The sequence below is a fragment of the Thermodesulfovibrionia bacterium genome, from assembly GCA_030646035.1.
Lineage (GTDB): Bacteria > Nitrospirota > Thermodesulfovibrionia > UBA6902 > UBA6902 > JACQZG01.
The window spans coordinates 1-1,786 of record JAUSMY010000044.1; the positions used below are offsets into that span (position 1 = coordinate 1).

3 protein-coding genes are annotated in these 1,786 nt (G+C 44.8%); all 3 read right to left on the reverse strand.

Annotated features, from left to right (window positions below):
* Positions 1-162 precede the first annotated feature (162 nt).
* From Q7U10_06905 to Q7U10_06915, 3 genes are read right to left on the reverse strand one after another with little or no spacing between them, the layout of a single operon-like run.
* On the reverse strand, positions 163-450 hold the full coding sequence (locus tag Q7U10_06905; protein ID MDO8282336.1) for a hypothetical protein: 288 nt from the start codon (positions 448-450) through the stop codon (positions 163-165).
* Positions 447-947 carry a hypothetical protein gene (locus tag Q7U10_06910; GenBank protein ID MDO8282337.1) on the reverse strand — a complete coding sequence of 167 codons (501 nt, stop codon included), beginning with the start codon at positions 945-947 and terminating at the stop codon, positions 447-449. Before Q7U10_06910 ends, Q7U10_06905 begins: the two co-directional genes overlap by 4 nt.
* Before the next feature lie 33 nt (positions 948-980).
* Positions 981-1,604 (reverse strand): hypothetical protein, encoded by a 624-nt coding sequence (locus Q7U10_06915; protein MDO8282338.1) that lies wholly within the window; start codon positions 1,602-1,604, stop codon positions 981-983.
* Positions 1,605-1,786 lie beyond the last annotated feature (182 nt).

A 1,786-nucleotide genomic window follows, 5' to 3' on the forward strand; every position in this document is an offset into this window, starting at 1 on the left:
GGACATCGGGAAGCTCACTTAAACGTACTGCGGTTGCCTTGAAGTGCATGCTGTAGCGATGCACTTTTGGCGGTCTCGATTTGCCCATGAAACACCTCCGTTTGGTTAGGGAGAGGTGTCAATTATTTTGGGGGAAGGTTACAGTCCCGCTTGAGCGTAGGGTTAGGGGGCGACTTCCCTGTGCTGTTTTTCCTTATCTATTGCCCGAATCTCTTTTTCTAGCTCCAATTTTTTGTCATTTAATTCGTGCGTATCCATTGCTTTTAAGCTCTGATCATCTTCCTTATGAATTGATACCGAGTCAGCATTCTTATGCATTGATCCGCCAATATCTGGCGAATCAGCGGGACACGCTGGGCCAGGACAGTTTTTCCAAATACCACCTCCGATCTCTGCGGCTGGAACGGTGGTGGTGAAAAAAATTAAAAACAGAGTTGGATAGACCCTCATTTTCTTATCTCCTCATGAAGCTGTCGAAGAATCTTAATTTGCCAATTTCGCCATTCATTAACACTGGGCAGTTTCTCGACAGTGAGTTCTGCTTGTTGAGCATCCCAAGACTTAAATTGAAGCGCCATCTCCGAAGCTGGCTGGCTGTAATACAAATGCATTAAATCGAGAGCTGAAAAAAGTTTATCTCTGGCATCTGAACGGGCGAATACAACCCTCTTGAAATTCTCTCGCTCTTCGCTACTTGGTGCGTCTTTTCTTAAATCGAATTGTTTCCTAAGGATAATCAATCGGTTCCAATTTTCAACGTATATCGAAAACTCAACCGCAACATCGTCCGCTGCCTTCGCTTGTTTTTCCAGAAAGAATCTGTTTGTGGATACGACAGAATTGAATTGGGCAATAAATAGGCCTGCAATTAACCCAAGAACGGCAGTCATGGCTGGTGACACGATATGCTCCAATATCGCAGCAGTTTTAGATTTTTCTTCGCTCATCAGAATTCCCTTTCATTTGACCCTTAACGTAAATTAGACCGGCTTGATAAGACCTTTTTCATGAATATTGAGCCCCAACGCATTAAACATTTGAACAACAATTCTGCCAAATACCAACGCTGCAATATCTTTTGCCAGTGCTGAATCAGCTTCAGTGCAAGATGCCCCCAGATGAATGATTTTGTTTCGAAATTTCTGAATGTCCAGAGCTTCCTCAAGCAACGGCTTGGTTCCACCCTCGCGCTTTATTTCGTTTAGGTCAATTTCGGCGATGTCCGTGAATAGCTGTGCTAGCAAGCCTTTGTATCTGTCAAATCCGGACTGACCGAGGGCGTACTGAACAATCACATCAGCAAGATTATCGTTGTGAACAAGCCCATAAACCACCGGCTTAAGAAGAGTTGCCTTTAAAAATAATTCAATTGATGTTGCGAAAAAGACAAGCGCTGCCGAGTAGTGGTTTGCTTCATGTAACGCCTTCGCTTCCTGATAAGAGTTAATTGCTGGGCGCATGACTTCAGGGTGCTTAAGATAAAAAGATCGAAGACGTTCAGCAGCAAATTCCTCGATTGCCTGTGACTTATGATCGGCATAGAGTTCCTGACCAATGCGGTCATACATCTCGTCTAGGGCTGCATCGTGCTCGTCGTAGCTCATAAGGTCTAACGTGAAGCTAAGGGGCGCTGCGCTTTTGCGGCGGAATCTTCCCCCGATTTAATTGACACCTGATTAAGCCAACTGATATTCATACGTTGCTGGCGACACGTAGTTTAAAGACGAGTGCATTCTACTGCGGTTGTAAAACGGAATATAGCTGCGCAGCACCGAGAGCATTTGAC